Below are 25925 nucleotides of genomic sequence, written 5' to 3'. Positions count from 1 at the left end.
GACAACAATCACAAGTCCATGGACATCTCGTGCCAGGCCATGCCGCCGTGGTCGGAGGCTGACGGCCTGATGTATCTGTATCCGAACAACTCATAGAGCGGCACGTGATGTTCCTTGCACATGAGATGTATCGTGGTCTTGCCCATCCGTTTCATCCGCTCGACAAACTCGACCATCAACGCCTTTGACAGACCCTTGCCCTGGTGCGCGGGGGCAACGACGACGGACATGATCACGACGTTCGACGCTTCGGGGTCGTGTCCAACAAGCTCCTTGAACTCTTCGTCGGACATTTCGACCTCATGCGCACAGCCGGAATTGATGAACCCGACCACCTCTCCGTCGGTTTCTAGGACGAGGAACCCCTCCGGATAGATTTCGATCCTTTTGGCGATTTTCTCGCGGGTCGCCGCTTCGTCCCCTTCGTAGGCTGAAGTCTCGATCTCAAAGCAGCGATCTGCATCACACGGGCGGGCATTTCGAAACATGTGCATGGTCCGACACTAGTCCGGTCCTGTCCTGACTTCCACTTCGTTGCGATACACACGCCTGGGTTCGCATGTGAAAAGCGATGCGAGACGTGCGGCAGCTTAATGATCAGGGACGACAAAACATAACATCTCGTCAGATAGCATGGTGTCGAGTAGCATCCCGGAATGTCGTCAAAACCATCTGATCTGGCGCCGCAGGCCGATCGTCTTGTGTTCTCGCGTTTCACACAAACCGATGTGCCCGCGTTTGCGCGTGTGCTGTCTGACCCCGAGGTGACGCGGAGCATCATGGCCAAGGCGACGACGCCGGAGCATTGCCTGGAATGTGCGCAGCAAAGGATCGCCTGGCACAACTCAAATTGGGATGCGGAGGGTTATGGCGTTTGGGCCCTTCGTGAAAAGCGACCGGATGCTTCGCCGTCAGATCCGATTATCGGCTGGTGCGGCCTGACTTCGACATCCCACGGGCCGACGCCCGAGATCCTCTATGGCTTTGCGCGAAGCCATTGGGGAGGCGGGTTGGCGACCGAGGCTGCGCGGGCAACGATCAACTGGGCCTTTGAAGGCGACATCTGTGACAGTATCGATGCGGTGATCTTCGGCGTGTTGAATCCGGGGTCCTCTGCCGTTGCCGGAAAGCTTGGCATGACTCGGACCGGAAAGATGCGGTTCGCTGACTTCCTGCCAGAGCAGCAACTGGGCCGGGATGTTCTTGATTACGAGATATGGAGGCTGGGCAAGGGCGCTTGTCTGGATTTCCGGTCCCTGTTGTTTCAGGCGCCGTTCAAGGCCGGTCTGTTGGTGAGCGCAGGTGTGGCAGGCGAAACCGAGACACTGACCGACTTGCTGGCCGCGGCCAAAAAGCATCCAGATGGCGGCGATGTCGATGACACCGAGATCGACCGGATTGTCTCTGAGGCTTTCGGGCGCGGCATCAGGGACTGCGACCTTGATGTCTTTCGCATCTCGCGTCTGGATTGGGCCGAAGGGCGCGGTGTCTGACGAGATCGCGCCTGCGCCGAGCGTCGCTCTGGTTGCACGGGAAAGGCGGCAGAACCGCCCGGGTTTCAACTCCGGCACCAACCGGGCGTGAAAAGGCTGGGGCCAGCCGGAGGGCAGGTACCGGCAGTCTATTGCCGCCAGAAATCGCGATGCGGCGCGACAAGCTCGTCTTCGATTTCCGGGAAGGGCCCGAGCACCTCGATCTTCTTTTGCCCGGATGCGAGCACGGTCCGCGAGGGCATGTTCAGGGTCGGATTCTCGGCGTGGTCTCCGGTAAGGGCAAGAAGCGTCGTCTCTTCAAAACCGTAGATCAGCCGTCCGATATTGGCCCAATAGAGCGTACCGGCACACATGGCGCAGGGCTCGGCTGTGGTAACCAGAGAGCAGGTCCAGAGAAACTCTGGCGTATAGGCCGACGCGGCACGCCGGGCGAGTTCGGTTTCGGCATGGTGGACGGTGTCGATGTTGCCCTGGCGCATGAGGATCGTATCGTCGGGACCGACGAGCACCGCGCCGAAGGGGTGATGGCCATGTTCAGCGGCGCCTTTGGCAACGGCATTGGCGGCGAGAATATGGGCGATCATTTGATCTCGAGTCATGACGAACGACCTTTGCTGGAGCGGGTGAGACGGAGGGGCGGGCCTGTGCCGAATGAAAATGCGATCAGGTCCATCATTCTGGGTTAAATATCACGGCCCGGTCTGTCCCGCACTGGAAAACGACCGTGTACGTCGAGATCATGGCCCGACCGCACGGACCGGAACAGGTTCCTTTTCCGGATCCCCGACTGGCCCCGCTTGCAAATCGGCAAGGCCTGGGTACAGGGTGGCGGCGGATGGATTTGAGGGAGAGCAGGCATGATCCCGGTCAGAGGATTTGCGGGCGCGAAGGTGGCGGTTTTGGGCTTGGGCCGGTCGGGGCTGGCCACGGCGCGGGCCTTGCGCGCGGGGGGCGCCGAGGCGCTGTGCTGGGATGACAGTCCCGCCGCGCGCGAGACGGCCGAGGGCGAGGGGTTTGGCCTGCGCGACCTGCGCAAGGCGGGGGTCTGGGACGATACCGCCTGCCTGATCGTGTCGCCGGGCATTCCGCATCTTTACCCCACGCCGAACCCGGTGGTGGCGGCCGCGCTGGAGGCGGGGGTGCCGGTGGATAACGATATCGGCCTCTTCTTCCGGTCCTTCGCGGGCCCCGAGTGGGACGGGTTCGACACGCTGCCGCGGGTGGTGGCGGTGACCGGGTCGAACGGCAAGTCGACCACCTCGGCGCTGATCCACCACATCCTGAGCGAGGCGGGGCGGCCTTCGCAACTGGCGGGCAATATCGGGCGCGGGGTGCTGGATATCGAGCCGGGAGAAGAGGGGTCGGTCGTGGTGCTGGAACTGTCGAGCTATCAGACCGATCTGGCGCGGGCGCTGACGCCGGATGTGGCGGTGTTCACCAATCTCTCGCCCGACCACCTGGACCGGCATGCCGGCATGGGCGGCTATTTCGCGGCCAAACGGCGGCTCTTTGCCGAGGGCGGGCCGGATCGGGCGGTGATCGGGGTGGACGAGACCGAAGGGCTGTACCTGGCCGGGCAGATGTCCGAAGGGCCGGGCGATGACCGGGTGATCCGGGTGTCGGTCAGCCGCAAGCTGACCGGGCCGGGCTGGCAGGTGTTTGCGCGCAAGGGGTATCTGAGCGAATACCGCAAGGGGCGGCAGGCGGGGTCGATCGACCTGCGCGACATTCGCGGGCTGCCGGGGGCGCACAATCACCAGAACGCCTGTGCGGCATATGCCGCCTGCCGGGCGCTGGGGTTGAGCCCGAAGGCGATCGAGGCGGGGATGCGCAGCTATCCGGGCCTGCCGCATCGCAGCCAGATCGTGGCCGAGGCGGGTGGGATCACCTATGTCAACGACAGCAAGGCCACCAATGTGGACGCGGCGCTGAAGGCGCTGGGCGCGTTCAAGCGGATCCGCTGGATCTGTGGCGGCTTGCAGAAGGAGGGCGGCATCGCGGCGCTGAACGATGGCTTGGCCGAGGTGCTGAAGGCTTATGTCATCGGGCGTGAGGCTGCCGGTTTCGCGCTCCAGCTGGAGGCAGAGAGCGAGGTCTGCACCACCATGGACGAGGCGGTCGCCCGCGCCATGGCCGAGGCTGAGCCCGGCGATACCGTGCTGTTGGCTCCTGCTGCGGCCAGCTTCGATCAATATGACAATTTCGAACGGCGTGGCGAAAATTTCATGGCCGAAGTGCAAAAGCGTCTGGACGGGTAGGGGGCGCTGCCCCCGTCACCTGCGGTGACTCCCCCGGAGTATTTTGAGCGAAATGAAGATATGGGGAATGTCCGGGCTTCATTTCGCCGCAAATACTCCGGAGCGCGAGGCAGAGCCTCGCATCTGCGCCTGCGGCTAGCGCTGCGATTTGGCGATCGCGGTGCCGGCGGCGTGGCCCGAGGACCAGGCCCATTGGAAATTGTAGCCGCCGAGCCAGCCGGTGACATCCACCGCCTCGCCGATGGCGTAGAGGCCGGGGAGGGATTTTGCCGCCATGGTGCGGGCGTCGAGCGCGTCTGTGTCGATGCCGCCGAGCGTGACCTCGGCCGTGCGATAGCCCTCGGTGCCCGAGGGGGTCAGGCGCCAGTCGTGCAGCGCCTCGGAGAGCGCGCGGAGCGCGCTGTCGGACTGGTCGGCGAGTCGGCCTGACAGGCCCAGGTGCGGCGCCAGCGCCTCGACCAGCCTTGCGGGCAGGAGGCGGGCCAATTCGGTGCTCAGGTCGCGGCGGCCCGAGGTCTGCCGCTGGTCTCGCAGCGCGGTGTAAAGGTCGCGGTCGGGGGCGAGATCAACCCGGATCTCTTCGCCCTCGCGCCAGTAGGAGGAGAGTTGCAGCACCGCCGGGCCACTGAGGCCGCGATGGGTGAAAAGGAGCGCCTCGTCAAACGCGGCGCGTGCGTTCGACAGGCGGGCGGGCAACGAGAGACCTGCGAGCGGGGCAAACCGCCCCTCGGGGAAGGTGAAGGGGACAAGGCCCGCGCGGGTCTCAATCACTGTCAGGTCGAACTGCCGGGCAATGTCATAGGCCAACCCGGTGGCGCCCATTTTGGGGATCGACTTGCCGCCGGTGGCCAGCACGAGATTGCGGGCGGTGAGGCGTTCCGTCCGGCCCTCGCGTTCGACCGTCAGCGCGAACCGCCCGTCGGCATGGGACAGGTCCTTGAGGCTGGTGTTCAGCCAGAGGGTCGCGCCCGCGCGTTCCGTCTCCGAGAGCAGCAGGGCGACGATCTGTTTCGCCGAACCGTCGCAGAAAAGCTGGCCCAGGGTCTTTTCGTGCCAGGCGATGCCGTGGCGGTTCACCAGGTCGATGAAATCCCATTGGGTGTAGCGGGCCAGCGCTGATTTGCAGAAATGCGGGTTCTGCGACAAGAAGTTCTCGGGGCCTGCGTACATATTGGTGAAATTGCAGCGGCCACCGCCGGAGATGCGGATCTTTTCCCCCGGCGCGCGGGCGTGGTCGAGCACCAGCGTGCCCGGTCCCGCATGGGCCGCGCACATCATGCCGGCGGCGCCTGCGCCCAGGATGATCGTGTTCAACTGCATCTGCCGGGGGTGCCGCACCGCGCGCGATTTGGCAAGGGGTCAGGTGATTGGGGGTCAGGCCATCGGCGGCATCACCGGTTTTCGCCGCATGCCGCTGACTGCGTTGAGCGCTACGGCGGCGAGGATGATCGCGCCGCCCCAGAGGGTGCCTGCGCTGGCCTCTTCGCCAAGGACCAGCCAGACCCAGACCGGCGCCAGCATGGATTCGATCATGGTGATCAGCGTCAGTTCGGCGGCGGGCACCACCTGGCTGCCGAGGGTGTAGAGCGCCATGCCCACGGCCAGCAGGCCCGCGCCCATCGCCATGGCAATGGCGATGTCGCGCGCGGGCACCCAGAGCGGCTGGCCGGTGAGCCCGAGCATTCCCAGCGCCACGACCATCGACAGCATGCCGCCGATGGCGACGGCGGGCATCATGTCGCCCAGCCGCCCCCAGCGCAGCGACAGGGTGAAAAGCGCAAACCCCATGGCCGAGGCGAGCGCCGCCAGGTTGCCCGCCAGCGCCCCCAGCGCCAGCCCTTCTCGCACCATCACCACCAGACCGACCAGGGCGATGGCGATGGCGGCCCAGGTGGCGCGCCGCACGCTTTCGCGCAGCACCACCCAGCTGAGCGCAGCGGCGAGAAAGGGGGAGGCCGCGAAGAGGAACACGGCATTGGCCACGGTGGTGGACTGGATGGCAAAGATCGCGCCCGCAAAGGCGACCACAAGGCCGAAGCCCGCCATCAGCCCGGCCCGGCCGGTGGCGCGCAGGGCGGGCAGGATGGGCTTGCGCCTGCGCCAGGCGAAAAAGGCCAGAAGCGCGGGCACCATCGCCGCCGAGCGCCAGAACAGGATCGCCCAGGTGCCGGCCTCGTGGATCTCGCGGATGGCGAGGCCCATGAGCGACCAGAGCACGGCGGCGGTCGCCACCAGAATGACACCTGTCGAATAGCTCATGCGTCGCGCCCTCTGCCCGATTTTCCGGGCGATGGTGGCGGCGGGGCAAGGGCGCGTCTGTTCCGTTCGCGACGCGATGCGCCGCAAAAGGCTGGCGTCTCAGGCGGTTGCGCCGTCCCGCTTCTTGAGCCGGTGGCCCACGGCGACGATCGCCTCGATCGCGGGAACCAGATCCTGGCCGAGGTCGGTGAGGGAGTATTCGACCGAGGGCGGCGAGGTGGGCCGCACCTCGCGCAGGATCACGCCCTTGTCTTCGAGTTCGCGCAGGCGGGTGGTCAGCATCTTGGCCGAGATGCCGGGAATGTCGGTCTTGAGCTCGTTGAAGCGGCGCGCGCCGCCGCTGAGATACCAGATGACATTGGGCGTCCAGGCGCCGCCGAGAATGGCCATGCATTCGCTGAGCGGGCAGGTTTCGGGTAGCGGGGCGGCCTTGTTGCGGGTGATCTTGAGCGCCATGGGAGTTTACCTGGTAACCATGGGGTAACCCGATAATTCAGTTACAAGTGGAAATCAAGTTTACTTTGGTAACTGCGTTCTTACCTGTTGCCCACGGAGCTTTCCGAAACAGGAGAATGACAGATGAAACTCTACTACAAACCGGGCGCATGTTCGCTGGCCAGCCATATCGCCCTGATCGAGGCGGGCGAGAAATTCGAGCTGGAACAGGTGGATACGGCCGAGGGCAAGACCGCATCGGGCGGCGATTTCCGCGCGATCAACCCCAAGGGATATGTGCCCGTGCTGACGCTGGACGGGGGCGAGACGGTGACCGAGGGCGCGGCCATCCTGCAACTGATCGCCGAGCGCAACCCGGACGCGGGGCTGGTTCCGGCGGCTGGTGGGCTGGGTCGCACGCGGGTGCAGGAGCAGCTGAACTTCATCGCGTCCGAGCTGCACAAGGCGTTTGGGCCGTTCTTCTCGGGCAAGCCGCTGGAGGGTGAGGCGCGCGACGCGGCGGTCGAGCGGGTCAATGGCCGGATGCAGCTGGTCGAGGCGATGCTGGGGGATGGCCGCGCCTATCTGAACGGGGCACAGTTCAGCGTGGCCGATGCCTATCTGTTCGTGGTCACCAACTGGGCCAATTTCCTGGGCCTGTCGCTGGACGGCGTGCCCAACCTCAAGGCGCTGGTGGCCCGGGTGGCCGAGCGCCCCGCGGCCCGTGCCGCGATGCAGGCCGAGGGGCTGTTGGGATGAGCATGACGACCGGAGAGGCGCCCTTTGCCGCCGTTCAGGCGGTGATCGGGACCTATTTCGACGGGCTGCACCATGCCGACAGCGCCCGGCTGCGGCAGGTGTTCCACCCGCAGGCGATCTATGCCTGTGCCAGCGGCGGCGACTGGCTCTATCGCGACATGGAGACCTATTTCGCGGTGGTCGATCAGCGGGTGTCACCTGCCAGCAAGGGCGAGGCGCGGCGGGATCGTATCCAGTCGATCGACTTTGCCGGGCCGGATACGGCGCGGGCGGTGGTGAACTGTGCCATCGGCGACAGCTATTTCACCGATTTCCTGACCTTTGTGCGACAGGACGGGCGCTGGCAGATCCTGGCCAAGGTGTTTCATGCCGAGCCGCTGACATAGCGCTCTGAATAGGCGGGCGGCGCGACCCGGCGCGCCGTTCCTTAGAGCCAAGAGGAGGGTTTTCATGCCTTACGTCAATATCAAGATCACCCGCGAAGGGGCCACGCCCGCGCAAAAGGCCGAGCTGATCGCCGGTGTCACCGACCTGCTCAAGCAGGTGCTGGACAAGAACCCCGAGACCACGGTTGTCGTCGTCGACGAGGTGGAGATGGAGCATTGGGGGATCGCCGGGCTGCCGGTCGAGGAGTACCGCCGCCGCAAGGCGGTCTGACCCCCGGATTCCGCCCCGGTTGCCCCGGGGCGGAGATATGCCGCCTGCCGACAAAGAGGCTGGCACGATTGGCGCCTTTGCAGTACTCTGCCCCCAGATCCGGCGCGAACCGGGCACGAAGACCCCGAACAGGGGCGCGAACGAGGCAGCAAACGGCAGTGGTGTCATGACCGACATGGTGTATGGGGCCGTCCCGGAACGGGGCGGCGAACCGATTCTTCCCAAGTGGTGGCGGACGCTCGACAAATGGTCGATGTCCTGTGTGCTGATCCTGTTCGGGATCGGGCTGCTGCTGGGGCTCGCGGCCTCGCCGCCGCTGGCCGCGCGCAACGGGTTCGACCCGTTCCATTACGTGCAGCGGCAGACGTTCTTTGGCGGGCTGGCCATTGTTGCGATGCTGCTCACCTCGATGATGTCGCCCACGCTGGTGCGGCGGCTGGCGGTGCTGGGGTTCCTGGGCGCTTTCGTTTCACTGGCGCTGCTGCCGGTCTTTGGCACCGATTTCGGCAAGGGCGCGGTGCGGTGGTACAGCCTGGGTTTTGCCTCGGTGCAACCGTCGGAGTTTCTGAAGCCCGGATTCATGGTGGTGGCGGCCTGGCTGTTTGCCGCCGCGCAGGAGATCAACGGCCCGCCGGGGCGGCTGTGGTCCTTTTCGCTGTGCATGGCGATCGTGCTGATGCTGGTGATGCAGCCCGATTTCGGCCAGGCCTGTCTGGTGCTGTTCGGCTGGGGCGTGATGTATTTTGTCGCCGGGGCGCCGATGCTGCTGCTGGTGTTGATGGCCGGTGTGGTGGTTCTGGGCGGCATGGTGGCCTATTCCAATTCCGAGCATTTCGCCCGCCGCATCGACGGGTTTCTGAACCCCGATGTCGATCCGACGACCCAGTTGGGCTATGCCACCAATGCGATCCGCGAGGGCGGGCTGTTCGGCGTCGGCGTCGGCGAGGGGCAGGTCAAGTGGTCGCTGCCGGACGCGCATACCGATTTCATCATCGCGGTGGCGGCCGAGGAATACGGGCTGGTGCTGGTGCTGATCATCATCGCGCTCTATGCCTCGATCGTGGTGCGTTCGCTGTTGCGGCTGATGCGCGAGCGGGACATGTTCATCCGTCTGGCCGGAACCGGGCTGGCCTGCACCTTTGGCGTGCAGGCGATGATCAACATGGGGGTGGCGGTGCGCCTGCTGCCGGCCAAGGGCATGACGTTGCCGTTTGTGAGCTATGGCGGCTCGTCCCTGATCGCGGGCGGTATTGCGGTGGGCATGCTTCTGTGTTTCACCCGCTCCCGCCCGCAAGGAGAGCTTGGCGATCTGTTGCGCGGGCGCGGATAGACAGGCGGTTGAGATGACGCGGAAATACCTGATGATCGCGGCGGGCGGAACCGGGGGGCATATGTTCCCCGCGCAGGCGCTGGCCGAGACGATGCTGCGCAAGGGCTGGCGGGTGCGCCTGTCGACCGACGAGCGCGGCGCGCGCTATACCGGCGGATTTCCGCATTCGACCGAGATCGTGCAGGTGTCGAGCGCGACATTTGCGCGGGGCGGCCTGCTGGCCAAGGCGATGGTCGCGCCCCGGATTGGCGGGGGCGTGCTGTCGATGGCGATGCAGATGCGGCGCGACCGGCCCGACGTGGTGGTGGGCTTTGGCGGTTATCCGTCGATCCCGGCACTGGCGGCGGCGACGCTGCTGAGCGTGCCCCGGATGATCCATGAACAGAACGGCGTGCTGGGTCGGGTGAACCAGATCTTTGCCAAACGGGTGGCGCAGGTGGCCTGCGGTGTCTGGCCGACGGATCTGCCCGAGGGCGCCAAGGGGTTCCATGTGGGCAACCCGGTGCGGGGCGCGGTGCTGGAGCGCGCCGGTGCGGCCTATATCGCGCCCGGACCCTATCCGATGTCGGTTCTGGTGATGGGCGGCAGTCAGGGCGCGCGCATTCTGAGCGATGTGGTGCCCGAGGCCATCGCGGCGCTGCCCGACGAGCTGCGCCAGCATATCCGGGTATCGCATCAGGCGCGGGACGAGGACGGTCAGCGGGTGACCGAGTTCTATGCCGCGCATGGGATCGACGCCGATGTGCAGCCGTTCTTCAAGGATATTCCCCGGCGCATGTCCGAGGCGCAGCTGGTGATCAGCCGGGCGGGCGCGTCGAGCGTGGCCGATATCAGCGTGATCGGGCGGCCCTCGATCCTGATCCCCTATGCGGCGGCGGCGGGCGATCACCAGACCGCAAATGCGCGCGGGCTGGCGGGCGCCAATGCCGCGATCCTGATCCCCGAAAGCGCGCTGACGCCTGCGGCGCTGACGGCGCAGATCACGGCGGTGCTGTCGAACCCGGATGCCGCCTTGCAGATGGCGAATGCGGCCCTGTCGGTGGGCGCGCCGGACGCGACCGAAAGACTGTTGCGGCTGGTGGAAGAGCTGACCGGGAAGGAGACATGATGAGCGCAGCGACCAAACTGCCGCCCGAGACCGGCCCGATCCATTTCGTGGGCATCGGCGGTATCGGCATGTCGGGCATTGCCGAAGTGCTGCTGCGGCTGGGGTACCAGGTGCAGGGTTCGGACCTGAAGGCGTCGAAAATCACCGATCGTCTGGCCGAGCTGGGGGCGCAGATCTTTGTCGGCCAGCGCGCCGAAAACCTGGGGCAGGCGGAGGTTGTGGTGGTGTCATCGGCGATCAAGCCGGGCAACCCCGAGCTGGACGAGGCGCGCAAATGCGGTCTGCCGGTGGTCAGGCGGGCCGAGATGCTGGCCGAGCTGATGCGGCTGAAATCCAACGTCGCCATTGCCGGAACCCATGGCAAGACCACGACGACGACGATGATGGCCGAACTGATGGTGGCGGGCGGGTTCGATCCGACCGTGGTCAATGGCGGGATCATCCATGCCTATGGTTCGAACGCGCGGATGGGGCAGGGCGAATGGATGGTGGTCGAGGCCGACGAAAGCGACGGCTCGTTCAACCGGCTGCCGGTGACCATTGCCATCGTGACCAATATCGATCCCGAGCATATGGAGCATTGGGGCTCTATCGAGGCGTTGCGGCAGGGATTTTTCGATTTTTTGTCGCATATCCCGTTCTACGGGCTGGCGGTGTGCTGCACCGATCATGCCGAGGTGCGGGCGCTTGTGGACCGGGTGACCGACCGGCGGGTGCGCACCTATGGGTTCAACGAAGAGGCCGACGTGCGCGCCGTGAACCTGCGCTACCAGGGCGGGGTGGCGCATTTCGATGTGGCGCTGCGCTACGAGGGCGCGGTGATCGAGGGCTGTACCCTGCCGATGCCGGGCGATCACAACGTGTCGAACGCACTGAGCGCGGTGGCGGTGGCCCGTCATCTGGGGATGAGCGCCGAGGATATCCGCTCGGCTCTGGCGGCCTTTGGCGGCGTCGGGCGCCGGTTCACCAAGGTGGGTGAGGTCGGCGGCGTGACCATTATCGACGATTACGGCCATCACCCGGTCGAGATTGCAGCCGTGCTGAAGGCGGCGCGGCAGGCCAGTTCGGGCCGGGTGATCGCGGTGCATCAACCGCATCGCTATACGCGGCTGCATAACCTGTTTCAGGAGTTCTGCGCCTGTTTCGATGCCGCCGACGTGGTGGCGATCGCCGAAGTCTATGCCGCGGGCGAGGACCCGATTGAGGGCGCCGACCGCGACGCGCTGGTCGCCGGGCTGATCCGCCGGGGCCACAAGCATGCCAGCGCGCTCCTGAGCGAGGATTACCTCGAGCGGCTGGTGCGCGAACATGCGCGCCCGGGCGACATGGTGGTTTGCCTGGGGGCTGGTACAATCAGCGCATGGGCCAATAACCTGCCGGAGCGCTTGAAAGGATAGCAGAGATGACGGAACCCCCGCTGAAACGCCGTATCGGTCTGGGATTGCTGACCGCCTATGGCGTCGGCGTGATGGTGGGGGCCGGGATCTATGTGCTGGTGGGCGCGGTGGCGGCGGATGCCGGGATCTGGGCGCCGCTGGCCTTTGTCGTGGCCGGGCTGATCGCGGCGCCGACGGCGCTGAGCTATGCCGAATTCTCGACCCGGCTGCCCGAGGCGGCGGGCGAGGCGGCCTATGTCGGGACCGGGCTGAACAGCCGGGCGCTGGCCCTGCTGGTGGGGCTGGCGGTGGTCTCGGCGGGGACGATATCGGCGGGGGCGGTGTTACGCGGCGGGGTCGGGTACCTGACCGGGATCGTCGCGATCGATCCGGTCTGGGCGATGGTGGGCCTGGGCGTGGCGCTGATGTTGGTGGCAGTGGCAGGCGTGCTGGAGAGCCTGGCGCTGGCCGCCGTGTTCACCGCGATAGAACTTGGTGGGCTGGTGCTGGTGATCTGGGCCGGGCTGGGGGCCGAGGCCTCGCCCGACTGGGCGATGCCGGTGGCGCCGGTCTGGAGCGGCATCGGGCTGGGCGGCATCCTGGCGTTCTTCGCCTTTATCGGCTTCGAGGATATCGTCAACATGGCCGAAGAGGTCGAGGACCCCGAGCGCACTCTGCCGCGGGCGATCCTGATCTCGCTGGTGATCACCTCGCTGCTTTACGGTCTGGTGGCGCTGGCGGCGGTGCGGGCGGTGCCGCTGGAACAGCTGGGGCAGTCGCGCAGCCCGCTGGCGCTGGTCTGGCAGACCGCGCGGGGTGGCGATGCGGCGTTTCTGTCGGCCATCGCGGTCTTTGCCGCGCTGAATGGAATATTGGCGCAGATCGTCATGGCGGCGCGGGTTCTTTACGGGCTGGGCGGCCGGTACCCGGCGCTGGGCCGGTTCCACCATGCGCATCCGCGCTTTGGCACGCCGGTGCTGGCGACGGTTCTGGTCGGGGCGGCGGTGATCCTTTGCGCGCTCTATGTGCAGCTTGAAACGCTGGCGGGAACCACCTCGTCGATCCTCTTGGCGGTGTTTGCGCTGGTCAACGCGGCGCTGATCGTCCAGAAAAGGCGGGAGCCGGAGGCCCGGTTCCGGGTGCCTATGGCAGTCCCGGTGGTGGGATTGGTGCTGTCGCTGGCGGCGCTGGCGGTTGCTTTGAAAGGGATGACATGAGCTGGTCAATCATTCTGGGCGCGTTCTGGGTGCTGGCCTCGACCGTGGTCGCGATGCTGCCGATGCGGCGGCAATACGTTCCGGGAGTTGCGCTCTTGATACTGGCGCCGGTGCTGATTTTCTCTATTGGGTACGAGCACGGGGTGCTGCCGGGGCTGCTGGCGCTGGGGGCTTTTGTGTCGATGTTCCGCAATCCCTTGCGGTATCTGTGGCGCAAGGCCACGCGGCGTGAACAGGAGCCTGCGGAATGAGCGTTTCCCTCATCCTCGCCTGTGTTTGGGCCGTGGCTGCAAATGTCATCGCGATGCTGCCTAGCCGCGACCATCATTGGCGCAATGCGTATATGCTGATCGTGGTGGGTATTTCGATCCTGGGCTATGTCACCTATGAGAACGGGCCGTGGATCGGGCTGGTTGTGTTGGCGGGCGGAATGTCGGTGTTACGCTGGCCGGTGATCTACCTGGGCCGCTGGCTGCGGCGCCCGAGGTCCTGAGCGGTGGATCCGGAGTTTCTGATACCGGTCGGTTTGCTGGCGCTGGGCCTAGCGGCGGGCGTTCTGCTGGCGCGGATCGGGGCCGCGATCTGGGCGGTGCTGGCTGCGGTGGCGGCGGTGGTTGTTGCCTGGCTACTGGTTTTCCATTCACAACTTTTCGGCTGGGAGGGGATGGGCCCGGGCATTGTGGGCGTCCTGTTCTGCCTGCCGATGGCGCTGGGGCTACTGGGCGGCGCGGGTTTCGGCTGCTGGAGGCGCAGGCGTGGGTGACAACCTGCTTCTCTATATCATTCCGCTGATGATCTTTGGCGGCGCGGCCTGGTTGGGCCATTGGCTGGGCCGGACCGGGCGGATGCGGCGGGTGCTGACGCTTGGCCTGATGTCGAGCGCCGCGTTGGCGTTGTTGCTGCTTTATGCCGAGGCGATGGACGATCCCTGGACCGGGATCGCAACCGCGGCGCTGACGGTTCTGGGGCTGGGGCCTGTGGTGGTCGGGCTGCTGGCCGGGGGCGCGCTGGGCTGGCTCAGGGCGCGGCGCTGAGCTTTGCCGTTGTTCGCGGAGGGCGATCCGGGTTACATGCCCGGTGCGAACAAGACGGGCGGGCAGAGATGATCGACACCAGCAAAATCAGGGGCAGGCTGACCCCGAACCGGGCGTTGTCGGAGCTTACCTGGCTGCGGGTGGGCGGACCGGCGGATTGGCTGTTTCAGCCGGCCGATGTGGCGGACCTGCAAACCTTTCTGCGCCTGCTTCCGGCCGATGTGGCGGTGTTTCCGATCGGGGTCGGGTCGAACCTGATCGTGCGGGATGGCGGCATCCGGGCCGTGGTGATCCGGCTGGGGCGCGGGTTTAACATGATTGAGGTCGAGGGCAACACGGTGACCGCCGGGGCGGCGGCGCTGGATGCGCATGTGGCCAAGAAGGCGGCGGATGCGGGCATTGACCTGACCTTTTTGCGGACCATTCCCGGCTCGATCGGCGGGGCAGTACGGATGAATGCGGGCTGCTATGGCAGCTATGTGGCGGATGTGTTTCACAGCGCGACCGTGGTGATGCGCGATGGCGAGATTGCGGAACTGGGCGCCGGGGATCTGAATTTCCGCTATCGCCAGTCGGACCTGCCCGAGGGCGCGGTGCTGGTCTCGGCGGTGCTGCACGGGCCCGAGGGCGACCCCGAGGAGCTGCATGCGCGGATGGAGGCGCAGTTGCAAAAGCGCGACGAAACCCAACCGACCAAGGAGCGCAGCGCCGGATCGACCTTTCGCAATCCGGCCGGGTTTTCCTCGACCGGGCGGGCGGATGACACGCATGAGCTGAAGGCGTGGAAGGTGATCGATGACGCCGGGATGCGCGGCGCGCGCCGGGGCGGGGCGCAGATGAGCGAGAAACACTCGAACTTCATGATCAACGCCGGTGGCGCCACCGCCGCAGATCTGGAAGGTCTGGGCGAAGAGGTGCGAAAAAAGGTTTACGACAACAGCGGCATAACGCTAGAGTGGGAAATCATGCGGGTCGGTGATCCGTTACAAGACTAAAACCCCGAAACCGTTAACCCTTTCAGGCAAGTACAGGGGCGGAATCCGGGGATCAGGACAGCAACGGGTCGCACAACAAGACCCGGAAAACACTGAGGCACTGAGTTGGGTAAGTCGAGCGGGACACACCCCAAGGTGGCGGTATTGATGGGCGGACCTTCGGCCGAGCGCGAGGTTTCGCTTGTCAGCGGGCGTGAATGCGCCGCTGCGCTGCGGGGAGAAGGGTTCGAGGTGGTCGAACTGGATGCGGGATCGGACCTGTGCGACCGGTTGCGCGCGGTCGCGCCCGACGTCGTGTTCAACGCATTGCATGGCCGCTGGGGCGAGGATGGCTGCGTTCAGGGGCTGCTGGAATGGCTGCGCATTCCCTATACGCATTCCGGTGTGCTGGCCTCGTCGCTGGCGATGGACAAGCAGCGCACCAAGGACGTGTACCGCGCCGCTGGCCTGCCGGTGGTCGAGAGCATCATCGCCGAACGGGAGGCCGTCGAGGCCGCGCATGTGATGGCGCCGCCCTATGTGGTGAAGCCGAACAACGAGGGCTCCTCGGTCGGGATCTATATCGTGCAGGAAAACGCCAACCGGCCGCCGCAACTGTCGCGGGAGATGCCGGCGCAGGTGATGGTCGAGCAATATGTGCCGGGGCGCGAGATGACGACCACGGTGATGGGCGACCGGGCGCTGACGGTGACAGATATCATCACCGATGGTTGGTATGACTATCACGCCAAATACGCGCCCGGCGGCTCACGCCATGTGGTGCCCGCGGATATTCCGCAGGAGATCTTCGACCTCTGCCTTGACTATGCGCTGCGGGCACATCGGGCGCTGGGGTGCCGGGGGGTCAGCCGTACCGATTTCCGCTGGGACGAGGCGCGCGGCGCCGAGGGGCTCTACCTGCTTGAGACCAACACGCAGCCGGGCATGACGCCCACCTCGCTGGCACCGGAACAGGCGGCGGCGCTGGGCATGACATTCGGCCAGCTTTGCGCCTGGCTGGTGGAGGACGCCTCGTGCAATCGCTGAAGCGTGTCCTTTTACCGGTGCGGTTCCGGCCGCAGCTGCCCGCGGGGCAGGATGCCGCGTTCGAAGCGGCGGGCAGGGTGCCGCCCACGGGAACCGGGATGCGGCTGGAGGGGTTGTCGCGGCTGAAGCAGAGCCCGAAGAAATCCGACCCGGCGCCGTCAAGGCTGAGCTACCGGATGCAGCGCTGGATGCTGACGCCGGGGATCCGGCTGGGCATGCGGATCGGGGTGCCGTTCTGCCTGGTGTTCGCCCTGGGCAGCGGCTTTCTGGCCAGCGAAAAACGCCGCGATGCGCTGAACGCCTTTGTCGCTGACGTGCGCGCCTCGATCCAGGAGCGGCCGGAGTTCATGGTCAAGCTGATGGCGATCGATGGGGCGGGGACCAACCTGGCCGAGGATATCCGCGAGGTGGTGCCGCTCGACTTTCCGGTCAGCTCGTTCGATCTGGATGTGGAGCAGATCCGGCAGGTGATCATCGGGCTGGACCCGGTCAAGAGCGCTACGGTCCGGATCCGGCCCGGCGGCGTGTTGCAGGTAGATGTGGTCGAGCGCCAGCCTGCCGTGACCTGGCGGACACGTGGCGGGCTGGAAATGCTGGACGAGACCGGCGCCCATGTAGATGATCTGGCCCGCCGCGCTGAGCGGCCGGACCTGCCGCTGATCGTGGGCGAAGGCGCGGACAAACACGTGGCCGAGGCGCTGCGGCTGATCCGGGCGGCGCGGCCGCTGGGCGAGCGGATGCGGGGCCTGGTGCGGATCGGCGAGCGCCGTTGGGATGTTGTGTTGGATCGGGGGCAACGGATATTGCTGCCGACGGAACGGCCGGTGCAGGCGCTGGAGCGGGTGCTGGCGGTCAACGAGGTGCAGGAGCTGCTCGAGCGCGGCGTCGCGGATATCGACATGCGGCTGGGCGCGCGGCCCACGATCAAGATGACAGAGGCAGCCGCCACCGAATGGTGGCGGGTAAGAAGTACGAGCGGAAACGGGCAGTAAGACAGATGATGACGGATCTTTATCAGTCGCAGCGTGCAATGCGTCAGATGCGCCAGCAGGCCATTCAGCGGGGTGTGGTGGCCATTCTGGATGTCGGAAGTTCAAAGATATCCTGTCTTGTCCTGCGGTTCGATGGAACCGGACGGCTGAGTGATGATGCCTCGGTGGGCTCGATGGCGGGGCAGACCGGGTTCCGGGTGATCGGCGCCGCGACCACCCGGTCGCGCGGGGTGCAGTTTGGCGAGATCACCGCCATGCAGGAGACCGAGCGCGCCATCCGCACCGCGCTTCAGGCGGCGCAGAAGATGGCAGATATCAGGGTCGATCACGTGATCGCCTGTTTTTCGGGGGCGAACCCGCGTTCCTATGGACTGGATGCCAAGGTCGAGTTGGAAACCCAGGTGGTGACCGAGGCCGAGATCGGGCGGGTGCTGAACGCCTGCGAGGTGCCGGAATATGGCGCCGGGCGCGAGGTTCTGCATGCGCAGCCGGTGAATTTCTCGCTTGACAACCGGTCGGGCCTGATCGACCCGCGCGGGCAGCTGGGTCAGACCCTGTCGGTCGACATGCATATGCTGACGGTGGATTCCACCGCAATCCGCAACCTTGCCCATTGCATCAAGCGCTGTGACCTGGAACTGGCAGGGATTGCCAACTCGGCCTATGTGTCGGGGGTTTCGGCGCTGGTCGAAGACGAGCAGGAACTGGGCGCGGCCTGTATCGACATGGGGGGCGGCACCACCAGCGTGTCGATCTTTCTGAAGAAACATATGATTTATGCCGATTGCGTGCGCATGGGCGGCGATCATGTGACCGGTGACATTTCCATGGGGCTGGGCGTGCCGATGGCGGCTGCCGAGCGGATCAAGACCTTTTCCGGCGGGGTGCATGCCACCGGCGCCGACGACCGCGAGATGATCGACATCGGCGGCGATACCGGCGATTGGGAGCATGATCGCCGTTCGGTCAGCCGGGCAGAACTGATCGGTATCATGCGACCGCGGGTCGAGGAGATTCTGGAAGAGGTGCGGGTGCGTCTTGATGCGGCCGGGTTCGACCATCTGCCAAGTCAGCAGATCGTGCTGACCGGGGGCGGCAGCCAGATCATGGGCTTGGACGGGTTGGCGAGCCGTATCCTCGGTCAGCGGGTGCGCCTTGGCCGGCCGCTGCGGGTGCATGGGCTGCCGCAATCGGCGACCGGGCCGGGGTTCTCTTCGGTGGTGGGGCTGAGCTTGTTCGCCGCCCATCCGCAGGATGAGTGGTGGGATTTCGAGGTGCCCGTGGATCGCTATCCGGCCCGCTCGCTGCGGCGGGCGGTGAAGTGGTTCCGCGACAACTGGTAAGGTGTCTTCGGGGGGGCTTTTACTGCGATTTTTGCTGGAAAACGGCCCCACTTGCCGGTGACAAACGATCCGGGCCGTGATAGGTTGAATACAAGCGCCCGGCACGTGGCGCCATATGGGGCGAGCAGGTCCCTCGGAAATATCGAACTTGTGATTCCCGCCGTCGGACGGCGTGCGGGGATCGGCTTTGTTGTGTCTGTCTGACAGTTTCCCGCAATATCTGTGACGATCGGCGAAATACCGCGTCTGAGCGAAGAATCTTTCCATATTTTGTATTGATTTTACGTTTTGCAGGTGACGAAGCCGGTCGAGAACGGTAGGATTGCCTGTGGATAGGTAAGAAAAATCCCGCAAAGGCGGGGTGTAGAACAGGCGGACAGAGCATGACATTGAACCTTTCGATGCCCGGACAGGACGACTTGAAGCCGCGGATCACCGTTTTCGGGGTCGGGGGCGCTGGTGGCAACGCTGTCAACAATATGATCGAGAAACAGCTGGAGGGCGTCGATTTTGTCGTCGCCAACACCGACGCGCAGGCGTTGCAGCAAAGCCAGGCGCCGTTGCGGATCCAGTTGGGTGTCAAGGTCACCGAAGGGCTGGGCGCGGGGGCACGGGCCTCGGTCGGCGCTGCTGCCGCCGAGGAGAGCATCGAACAGATCGTTGATCATCTGGCGGGCGCGCATATGTGTTTCATCACCGCTGGTATGGGTGGTGGTACCGGTACCGGTGCGGCCCCGATCATCGCGCAGGCAGCGCGGGAGCTGGGTGTGCTGACCGTGGGCGTGGTGACCAAGCCATTCCAGTTCGAAGGCGCCAAGCGGATGCGTCAGGCCGAGGACGGGGTCGACGCGCTGCAAAAGGTCGTCGATACGCTGATCATCATTCCGAACCAGAACCTGTTCCGCCTGGCCAACGAAAAGACCACCTTTACCGAGGCGTTCTCGATGGCCGACGACGTGCTGTACCAGGGCGTCAAGGGCGTGACCGACCTGATGGTGCGGCCCGGCCTGATCAACCTCGACTTTGCCGACGTACGCGCGGTGATGGACGAGATGGGCAAGGCGATGATGGGCACCGGCGAGGCCGAGGGCGAAGACCGCGCGGTGCAGGCGGCCGAAAAGGCCATCGCCAACCCGCTGCTGGACGAAATCAGCCTGAACGGCGCCAAGGGCGTGCTGATCAACATCACCGGCGGTCATGACCTGACCCTGTTCGAACTGGACGAGGCGGCCAATATCATCCGCGAGAAAGTGGACCCGGACGCGAATATCATTGTCGGTTCCACACTCGATACCTCTATGGAAGGGGCAATGCGGGTTTCGGTCGTGGCGACTGGGATCGATGCGGTCGATGTCAATGCCGACTTGCCGGTGCCGCGCCGGTCGATGAACGCTCCGCTCAAGCAGAAGGTTGCCGCTGAAGAGCGACCGGCGCCGCTGACCCTGGAACAGCCGGCTGCGGCTCCGGCCCCGGTTGCCGAAGCGGCAGAAGAACCGACGCTGTTCGAAGGTATGGAAGTCGAGCAGATTGCGGCCCATGATCTGGGCGAGGATATCTTTGAGGCCGACGAGCCAGAACTCCTGGATGACGACGGCCTGCCGCCACCGGCCTATCAACCGCAAGTGCCGGAGTTTGCGCCGCGTGCTTACGAGGAAGAGGAAGTGCAGGTAGAGGCATTTGTGGCACCGCGCGCTCCGGCGCCGGGCACACCCTCGCCTGAGGCGCTGCGCCGGCTTCAGGCCGCCGCCCAAAAAGCGCCGCAGGCACCGCAGCAAGGCCAGCGCCCGGCACCGCATGGGACAGCCGAAAAGCCGCGGTTCGGGTTCAACCGGCTGATTGACCGGATGACCGGACATGCCGCCGACGTGCCGCCCGAACGCGCCGCCGCACCGGCGCGGCAGCAGCCGACGATGCGCCAGACTGACGCTACGGCACCCGCGCGGGCAGAGAGCGATCCGGATCAGGAGCGGATTGAAATCCCGGCCTTCCTGCGCCGTCAAGCCAACTGATAGCGGTCACAATACTTCTGGATAGGGTCGCCTCTGGGCGACCCTTTTCTGTTGTAAAACAGGTTGTTGTATAGGGCCGGGCGGAGTTTTGCCGATCTGTTACAGACTTGTTTCAATCGGTTACAAAGATTGAGTTGAGCCTTTGGGGGTGGTCGCTTACCTGAGATGCAACACAGCTCGTAGAGGCTGTAAACAGCTGGCAGAGGCCCATCTTGCAACATACGCTGAAAACCTCGGTGACCTTCCAGGGGAATGGTCTGCACAGCGGAGCCCCCGCCAAACTGACCCTTCGTCCTGCCGCCGCCGGCCATGGAATCTGGTTCAAGCGGACGGACATCGAGATCGGCGACTCCATGATCCCGGCGATCTATGATCTGGTCGAGCGCACCCCGCTGTGCACCCGTCTGGTCAACGACGCCGGTGTTTCTGTTTCGACGGTCGAGCACATCATGGCTGCACTGGCGGGATGTGGCGTGCATAACGCGCTGATCGAGATCGATGGGCCCGAGGTGCCGATAATGGACGGATCGGCTGTGGAGTTCGTGCGCGGTATCATGGCGCGTGGTGTGCGGCGCCAAGCGGCGCCGGTGCTGGCCTATCAGGTGCTCAAGACGGTGACGGTCGAGAAGGATGGCGCCCGGGCGACCCTGATGCCTTCGGACCGGCTGGAGATCGAATTCACTATCGACTTTGCCGATGCGGCGATCGGTCGCCAGACCCGCCGGATGGACATGCGCAACGGCAGTTTCGCCCGCGAGTTGAGCGACAGTCGCACCTTCTGCCGCCGGGCCGATGTCGAGGCGATGCGCGCCAACGGGCTGGCCCTGGGCGGGACGCTGGACAACGCGGTGGTGGTCGATGGTGCCGAGGTGTTGACGCCGGGCGGGTTGCGCCATGCCGACGAAGCGGTGCGCCACAAGATGCTGGATGCGCTGGGCGATCTCTATATGGCGGGCGGTCCGATTCTTGGCCGGTATGTGGGTGAAAAGGCGGGGCATTCCCTGACCAACACCTTGCTCCGGACCCTGTTCGAGGAGCCGGGCGCGGTGCGCCCGATCCTGTGCACGCCGGAACAGGCGGCGCTGTTGCCGGGTCAGGGCCTGGTTTGGGCTGAAATTCCGCAGGTTGCCTGAGTTTTTGTCCATGCCGCGCATGGCACGACTCAAATTCACCGTCGCCCGGCCAACAGGCCGGGCGATGCGTTTAGGGCGTTTTGCAGCGGAAATTAATGTGCTAGACCAAGGCGCAACCGGGGGACACACTCCGCTCGCAAGACGACAAGGACAAGCGGCATGATGGGCATCAGGGCAGGGGCCAGGATTATCGGCGCGTTACTTCTGGCGACGGTTCTGGCAGCATGTAGCGGAGGCGGATTCCGCCCTGCGGCGGATCGTACCCAGAACCTTGAATCCTATACGCCGGAACAGATTTTCGAACGCGGCGAATACGAGCTGTCGCAGAAACGCACCGACGACGCCGCTTTTTACTTCTCTGAGGTCGAGCGGCTTTATCCCTATTCCAACTGGGCCAAGCGGGCGCTGATCATGCAGGCGTTCTCGTTCCATGCCGGCAAGGATTATCCCGAAAGCCGGGCGGCGGCGCAGCGCTATATCGACTTTTACCCGGCGGACGAGGATGCGGCCTATGCGCAGTATCTTCTGGCGCTGAGCTACTACGACCAGATCGACGAGGTCGGGCGAGATCAGGGACTGACCTTTCAGGCGCTGCAAGCGTTGCGGACGGTGATCGAGGTCTATCCGGACAGCGAATACGCGACCTCGGCGATTCTGAAATTCGACCTGGCCTTTGATCACCTTGCGGCCAAGGAGATGGAGATCGGCCGGTATTACCTGCGCCGTCAGCATTACACCGCCGCGATCAACCGGTTCCGCGTCGTGGTCGAGGATTTCCAGACCACCACCCATACCGCAGAAGCGCTGCACCGTCTGGTCGAGGCCTATCTGTCGCTGGGGCTGGTGAACGAAGCGCAGACCGCGGGCGCGATCCTGGGCTACAACTATCAGTCCTCGGAATGGTACGAGGCCAGCTATAAACTGTTGACGGCGCGCGGTCTGAAGATGCGCGATCCGGGCAACAACTGGCTGAGCCAGATTTATCGCCAGTCGATCAAGGGGCAGTGGTTGTAAGGGAATGGCGGGCCTCTGGCCCGTCTTGCGGGGCCGCTGATGCTTCGGGCGCTTGAAATCAGGGACATGCTTATCATCGACCGGCTGGAGCTTGAGTTCCAGCCGGGTCTGAACGTGCTGACCGGCGAGACCGGGGCGGGCAAGTCGATCCTGCTGGACAGTTTGGGGTTCGTGCTGGGTTGGCGTGGCCGCGCGGAACTGGTGCGGCAGGGCGCGGCACAGGGCGAGGTGACGGCGGAGTTTCATCTGGCAGACGGCCATCCAGCGCAGGAGATCCTAGCTGAGGCCGGGTTGCCGGGCGGCGACGAATTGATCCTGCGGCGGGTGAACACGGCGGATGGCCGAAAGACTGCCTGGGTCAATGACCGCCGCTGTTCGGGCGAGGTGCTGCGGGCGCTATCCGAGACGCTGGTGGAATTGCACGGCCAGCACGACGATCGCGGGCTTTTGAACCCGCGCGGTCATCGCGCGATGCTGGACGCCTATGCCGGCCATTCCGAGTTGATGGAGACAGTGCGCCGGGCCTGGACCGCACGGTCACAGGCGCGGCGCCGAGTCGAGACCGTAGAGGCCGAACTGGCGGCGGTGCGGGCCGAGGAGGACTTCCTGCGCCACGCGGTGGCCGAGCTGGACAAGCTGGAGCCGCAGCCGGGCGAAGAGGCGGCGCTGGATGCGCAGCGCCGAATGATGCAGGGGGCCGAACGCATTCGCGACGACGTGGCCCGCGCCTTCCAATTGTTGGGGGCCGAGGGGGCCGAGGGTGCGATGGGCGATGCCCTGCGCTGGCTCGAAGGGGTGAGCGACAAGGCGGGCGGCAGGCTGGAGAGCGCGGTTGCCGCCCTTGGTCGGGCGATGATCGAGCTGGGCGAGGCGCATTCCGGGGTCGAGGATTGCCTTGAGGCGCTGGATTTCAACCCGGTCGAGCTGGAACAAGCCGAAGAGCGGCTGTTTGCCATCCGGGCGCTGGCACGCAAGCACGAGGTGTTGCCCGACGAACTGGCGGGTTATGCCGATACACTCCGTGGCAAGCTGGCGGCGCTGGATGCGGGCGATGCTGACCTGGCGGATTTGCAGAAGGCATTGGCCCAGGCCGAGGCAGAGTATGACACCGCTGCCGGTATGCTGTCGCAGGCACGGCTGGCCGCGGGCCTGGACCTGGATGCGGCGGTGATGACGGAGCTTGCACCGCTGAAGATGGAGCGCGCGGTGTTCCAGACCCGGATGGAACCGGCGGAGCCGGGCCCGGAGGGGCGGGACGCGGTGACCTTTGAGGTAGCCACCAACCCCGGTGCGCCTGCGGGGCCGCTCAACCGCATCGCCTCGGGCGGCGAGTTGAGCCGGTTCCTGCTGGCGCTCAAGGTCTGCCTGCATGGCGATGACCGGGGCGTCACCATGATATTCGACGAGATCGACCGAGGGGTCGGCGGCGCGACGGCAGATGCGGTCGGGCGGCGGCTGGCGGCGCTGGCCGAGGGCGGGCAGGTTCTGGTGGTGACCCATTCACCCCAGGTGGCGGCGCGCGGCGGGTATCATTGGCGGGTGCAAAAGGATGTTACAGAAGGCGCGACTCTGTCGACAGTGGTGCCGCTGGACGCAGAGGACCGCGTTGACGAGATCGCGCGCATGGTGGCCGGAGACACGATCACCGAGGCGGCCCGGGCGGCGGCCCGGGCGCTGCTCACGTCCTGACCCGGGCGCAACACCTGGGCACTTGCAAGTGAGCGGAGGGGCAAAGCGTCTTTCCTGACGGGGCTGGCTGTCCTACTAAGGGGAAAAGGCATCCCGGGCGCAGAATGATCCAGTCCATCCGTACCGTTCTGGTGCAGCAGATGATGCAGGCAAAGGCGGAACTCGCCGATGCCTGGAAAGTGCTGCGCCATCGTGGCCCGAGCCAGGTGCAGTTCTGGTTCATCGCCCTGGCCATCGGTGTCGCCGCCGGGGCGGCGGCGGTTGCCTTTCGCAAGGGGATCAACGGGTTGCAGGCGGCGCTTTACGGCACCGAGGACGTGCATTTCCTGCACAGTTTTGCCGAGCATCTGCACTGGTCCTGGATCCTGCTGATCCCGACCCTTGGCGGGCTTGTGGTAGGTCTTGTGCTGCACTGGACCACGCCCGATGGGCGTGTGCGCGCGGTCGCGGATGTGATCGAGGGCGCCGCGCTTAGCGATGGACGGGTCGAGGTGCGCGCCGGGATCGGGTCGATGATCGCTTCGCTGATCACGCTGAGTTCCGGCGGGTCGTCCGGCCGCGAGGGGCCGGTGGTGCATATGGCGGGGGTGATCTCGACCTGGGTCTGCCGCAGGATCGACGCCGACGGGATCACCGGGCGCGACCTGTTGGGATGCGCCGTGGCGGCGGCGGTGTCGGCCAGTTTCAATGCGCCGATCGCGGGGGTTCTGTTTGCGCTGGAGGTGGTGCTGCGCCATTTCGCGGTGCATGCCTTTGCCCCGATTACCATTGCGGCGGTGGCGGGAACGGTAGTCAACCGGCTGGAACGTGGCGATGTGACCGAGTTCGTGCTGGAGACGCCGGGCTCGCTGCAATTCTATGTGGAACTGCCCGCCTTTCTGCTGTTGGGGCTGATCTGCGGGCTCGTTTCGCTGGTGCTGATGCGGGCGATCTTTTTTGCCGACAGCTTCGGCACGCTGGTGCAGAACCGGTTACGCTTTCCCCGGTGGCTGCGCCCGGCGGTGTCGGGCGCGCTGTTGGGGCTGATGGCGATCTGGTTCCCGCATATCATCGGTGTCGGCTACGAGACCACGATCCTGGCGCTGAGCGGCGAGCTGGCGCTGGGCACGGCGATCCTGTTTGCGGTGATGAAGACGGCGGCGCTGGCGATCACCATGGGGGGGCGGATGGGCGGCGGCGTGTTCTCACCCGCGCTGATGATCGGGGCGCTGACCGGGCTGGCCTTTGGCCTGATCGCCACCAGCCTGCTGCCGGATGTCTCGGGCACGCACGTTCTCTATGCCTTTGCGGGCATGGGGGCGGTGGCGGCCGCGGTGCTGGGGGCGCCGATCTCGACCACGCTCATCGTGTTCGAACTGACCGGGGACTGGCAGATCGGGCTGGCGGTGATGGTTGCGGTCAGCATGTCGACGGCGCTGGCCTCGCGCCTTGTGGACCGGTCGTTCTTCCTGACGCAACTGGAGCGGCGCGATGTGCATCTGGCCGCCGGTCCGCAGGCCTATCTGCTGGCGTTGCTGCGGGCAGGTGCGGTGATGCGGCCGCTGGGCGATGCGCGCTGTATCTCGCGCGAGGAATGCGAGACGCTGATGGCCGACGGCGTGTCGATCCAGGCGGGCGCGACGCTGGAGGCGGCAATGCCCTGGTTCGACCGGGACGAGATGTGGTGCATTCCGGTGGTGATCCGGGACGAGGATGGCGGTGAAACCCCGGTCGGCGCGCTTTATCATGTGGACGCGCTCAAGGCTTACAACCGGGCGCTGGCGGCGACGGCGGCAGAGGAACATTCCTGATTCAGGGG

General features: G+C 65.5%; 27 protein-coding genes. 22 read left to right on the top strand and 5 right to left on the bottom strand.

The features are described from left to right. Window positions 1–8 precede the first annotated feature (8 nt). Window positions 9–488 (bottom strand): GNAT family N-acetyltransferase, encoded by a 480-nt coding sequence (locus OEZ49_RS16890; protein ID WP_263389414.1) that lies wholly within the window; start codon window positions 486–488, stop codon window positions 9–11. Window positions 489–656: 168 nt separating this feature from the next. Here OEZ49_RS16890 and OEZ49_RS16885 point away from each other — a divergent pair, with 168 nt between their 5' ends. After that, window positions 657–1493 carry a GNAT family N-acetyltransferase gene (locus OEZ49_RS16885; RefSeq protein ID WP_263389413.1) on the top strand — a complete coding sequence of 279 codons (837 nt, stop codon included), beginning with the start codon at window positions 657–659 and terminating at the stop codon, window positions 1491–1493. A 128-nt stretch (window positions 1494–1621) separates the two neighbouring features. Here the strand turns inward: OEZ49_RS16885 and OEZ49_RS16880 are convergent, their stop codons facing one another. Beyond that, window positions 1622–2092 (bottom strand): nucleoside deaminase, encoded by a 471-nt coding sequence (locus tag OEZ49_RS16880; protein WP_263389412.1) that lies wholly within the window; start codon window positions 2090–2092, stop codon window positions 1622–1624. Between the two features lie 258 nt (window positions 2093–2350). Here OEZ49_RS16880 and murD point away from each other — a divergent pair, with 258 nt between their 5' ends. Further along, entirely contained in the window at window positions 2351–3751 is a 1401-nt protein-coding gene (gene murD, locus OEZ49_RS16875) for a UDP-N-acetylmuramoyl-L-alanine--D-glutamate ligase (protein ID WP_263389411.1), read from the top strand. A gap of 135 nt (window positions 3752–3886) precedes the next feature. Here murD and OEZ49_RS16870 read toward each other — a convergent pair whose 3' ends face one another. The 3 genes from OEZ49_RS16870 to OEZ49_RS16860 form a co-directional block, all read right to left on the bottom strand. Next, window positions 3887–5071 carry a BaiN/RdsA family NAD(P)/FAD-dependent oxidoreductase gene (locus tag OEZ49_RS16870; protein WP_263389410.1) on the bottom strand — a complete coding sequence of 395 codons (1185 nt, stop codon included), beginning with the start codon at window positions 5069–5071 and terminating at the stop codon, window positions 3887–3889. A 54-nt stretch (window positions 5072–5125) separates the two neighbouring features. Next, complete coding sequence (locus OEZ49_RS16865) at window positions 5126–6010, bottom strand: DMT family transporter (protein ID WP_263389409.1); 885 nt, start codon at window positions 6008–6010, stop codon at window positions 5126–5128. Window positions 6011–6109: 99 nt separating this feature from the next. Next, window positions 6110–6466: a winged helix-turn-helix transcriptional regulator gene (locus OEZ49_RS16860; RefSeq protein WP_164131832.1), complete on the bottom strand. Its 357-nt coding sequence runs from the start codon at window positions 6464–6466 to the stop codon at window positions 6110–6112. Window positions 6467–6589: 123 nt separating this feature from the next. On the opposite strand from OEZ49_RS16860, the gene gstA reads away from it, so the two are divergent. The 20 genes from gstA to OEZ49_RS16760 all read left to right on the top strand — a co-directional run bounded on the left by gstA (window position 6590) and on the right by OEZ49_RS16760 (window position 25917). Then, window positions 6590–7204 (top strand): glutathione transferase GstA, encoded by a 615-nt coding sequence (gene gstA / locus OEZ49_RS16855; protein ID WP_263389408.1) that lies wholly within the window; start codon window positions 6590–6592, stop codon window positions 7202–7204. Next, entirely contained in the window at window positions 7201–7590 is a 390-nt protein-coding gene (locus OEZ49_RS16850; RefSeq protein ID WP_263389407.1) for a nuclear transport factor 2 family protein, read from the top strand. Before gstA ends, OEZ49_RS16850 begins: the two co-directional genes overlap by 4 nt. 64 nt (window positions 7591–7654) lie before the next feature. Next, a complete protein-coding gene (locus tag OEZ49_RS16845; protein WP_164131829.1) occupies window positions 7655–7861 on the top strand; it encodes a 2-hydroxymuconate tautomerase family protein in 207 nt (68 codons plus the stop codon). A gap of 166 nt (window positions 7862–8027) precedes the next feature. Beyond that, on the top strand, window positions 8028–9191 hold the full coding sequence (gene ftsW / locus OEZ49_RS16840) for a putative lipid II flippase FtsW (protein ID WP_263389406.1): 1164 nt from the start codon (window positions 8028–8030) through the stop codon (window positions 9189–9191). A gap of 13 nt (window positions 9192–9204) precedes the next feature. After that, window positions 9205–10299 (top strand): UDP-N-acetylglucosamine--N-acetylmuramyl-(pentapeptide) pyrophosphoryl-undecaprenol N-acetylglucosamine transferase, encoded by a 1095-nt coding sequence (locus OEZ49_RS16835; protein ID WP_263389405.1) that lies wholly within the window; start codon window positions 9205–9207, stop codon window positions 10297–10299. Next, window positions 10299–11696: a UDP-N-acetylmuramate--L-alanine ligase gene (gene murC, locus OEZ49_RS16830; RefSeq protein WP_263389404.1), complete on the top strand. Its 1398-nt coding sequence runs from the start codon at window positions 10299–10301 to the stop codon at window positions 11694–11696. Before OEZ49_RS16835 ends, murC begins: the two co-directional genes overlap by 1 nt. A 5-nt stretch (window positions 11697–11701) precedes the next feature. Next, complete coding sequence (locus tag OEZ49_RS16825; RefSeq protein ID WP_263389403.1) at window positions 11702–12892, top strand: APC family permease; 1191 nt, start codon at window positions 11702–11704, stop codon at window positions 12890–12892. After that, window positions 12889–13143: a DUF2484 family protein gene (locus OEZ49_RS16820; RefSeq protein WP_263389402.1), complete on the top strand. Its 255-nt coding sequence runs from the start codon at window positions 12889–12891 to the stop codon at window positions 13141–13143. The genes OEZ49_RS16825 and OEZ49_RS16820 overlap by 4 nt, the downstream gene beginning before the upstream one ends. Beyond that, a complete protein-coding gene (locus OEZ49_RS16815) occupies window positions 13140–13385 on the top strand; it encodes a DUF2484 family protein (RefSeq protein ID WP_263389401.1) in 246 nt (81 codons plus the stop codon). Before OEZ49_RS16820 ends, OEZ49_RS16815 begins: the two co-directional genes overlap by 4 nt. Before the next feature lie 3 nt (window positions 13386–13388). Beyond that, window positions 13389–13655 carry a hypothetical protein gene (locus tag OEZ49_RS16810; RefSeq protein WP_263389400.1) on the top strand — a complete coding sequence of 89 codons (267 nt, stop codon included), beginning with the start codon at window positions 13389–13391 and terminating at the stop codon, window positions 13653–13655. Continuing rightward, on the top strand, window positions 13648–13926 hold the full coding sequence (locus OEZ49_RS16805) for a hypothetical protein (protein WP_263389399.1): 279 nt from the start codon (window positions 13648–13650) through the stop codon (window positions 13924–13926). The genes OEZ49_RS16810 and OEZ49_RS16805 overlap by 8 nt, the downstream gene beginning before the upstream one ends. Before the next feature lie 68 nt (window positions 13927–13994). Then, window positions 13995–14921, top strand: a complete 927-nt coding sequence (gene murB, locus OEZ49_RS16800; RefSeq protein ID WP_263389398.1) for a UDP-N-acetylmuramate dehydrogenase — start codon at window positions 13995–13997, stop codon at window positions 14919–14921. 105 nt (window positions 14922–15026) lie between these two features. Further along, window positions 15027–15947 carry a D-alanine--D-alanine ligase gene (locus OEZ49_RS16795; RefSeq protein WP_263389397.1) on the top strand — a complete coding sequence of 307 codons (921 nt, stop codon included), beginning with the start codon at window positions 15027–15029 and terminating at the stop codon, window positions 15945–15947. Then, window positions 15935–16939 carry a cell division protein FtsQ/DivIB gene (locus OEZ49_RS16790; protein WP_397545681.1) on the top strand — a complete coding sequence of 335 codons (1005 nt, stop codon included), beginning with the start codon at window positions 15935–15937 and terminating at the stop codon, window positions 16937–16939. Before OEZ49_RS16795 ends, OEZ49_RS16790 begins: the two co-directional genes overlap by 13 nt. Window positions 16940–16947: 8 nt before the next feature. Then, window positions 16948–18282 carry a cell division protein FtsA gene (gene ftsA / locus OEZ49_RS16785; protein WP_263389396.1) on the top strand — a complete coding sequence of 445 codons (1335 nt, stop codon included), beginning with the start codon at window positions 16948–16950 and terminating at the stop codon, window positions 18280–18282. 383 nt (window positions 18283–18665) lie between these two features. Continuing rightward, a complete protein-coding gene (ftsZ, locus tag OEZ49_RS16780; RefSeq protein WP_263389395.1) occupies window positions 18666–20291 on the top strand; it encodes a cell division protein FtsZ in 1626 nt (541 codons plus the stop codon). 212 nt (window positions 20292–20503) lie between these two features. Further along, window positions 20504–21424: a UDP-3-O-acyl-N-acetylglucosamine deacetylase gene (gene lpxC / locus OEZ49_RS16775; RefSeq protein WP_263389394.1), complete on the top strand. Its 921-nt coding sequence runs from the start codon at window positions 20504–20506 to the stop codon at window positions 21422–21424. Window positions 21425–21583: 159 nt separating this feature from the next. Beyond that, a complete protein-coding gene (locus OEZ49_RS16770; RefSeq protein ID WP_263389393.1) occupies window positions 21584–22438 on the top strand; it encodes an outer membrane protein assembly factor BamD in 855 nt (284 codons plus the stop codon). Between the two features lie 39 nt (window positions 22439–22477). Further along, on the top strand, window positions 22478–24127 hold the full coding sequence (gene recN / locus OEZ49_RS16765) for a DNA repair protein RecN (RefSeq protein ID WP_263389392.1): 1650 nt from the start codon (window positions 22478–22480) through the stop codon (window positions 24125–24127). Window positions 24128–24231: 104 nt separating this feature from the next. Then, window positions 24232–25917 (top strand): chloride channel protein, encoded by a 1686-nt coding sequence (locus OEZ49_RS16760; protein WP_263389391.1) that lies wholly within the window; start codon window positions 24232–24234, stop codon window positions 25915–25917. Window positions 25918–25925: the final 8 nt, after the last annotated feature.

This window comes from Ruegeria marisflavi (genome assembly GCF_025673445.1).
In the GTDB taxonomy this organism is placed as follows: Bacteria; Pseudomonadota; Alphaproteobacteria; order Rhodobacterales; family Rhodobacteraceae; genus Ruegeria_B; species Ruegeria_B marisflavi.
This window is presented reverse-complemented; position numbering and strand designations above follow the sequence as displayed.